The following is a 223-nucleotide window of genomic DNA, read 5'->3' on the forward strand; positions in this document are numbered from 1 at the left end:
GGGACGATGCCGGTCGTCTTGAAGAGTATGACCGGCATGGAGTGCCGTGGCGTCTGGGATTAGGGCTGTATCAGGGGGCGCGATTACGTCTGCCGTTACAGGCGGCGATTGCGGGCTATCACCCTGAACATCAGGAAAAAAAACCGGTGACGCCCCCGTTACCCCAGACGATCAGCCTGAATAGCCCGGCCCTGTTTGATGTGGGACAGGCGACACTGAAACC

The 223-nt window shown here is 59.2% G+C and carries 1 pseudogene; it reads left to right on the forward strand.

Features of this window, described 5'->3' with window-relative positions:
• Positions 1–223, forward strand: a pseudogene (locus ABR397_RS24590) (OmpA family protein); the annotation flags it as partial.

Source organism: Photorhabdus viridis (assembly GCF_040256935.1).
In the GTDB taxonomy this organism is placed as follows: Bacteria; Pseudomonadota; Gammaproteobacteria; order Enterobacterales; family Enterobacteriaceae; genus Photorhabdus; species Photorhabdus viridis.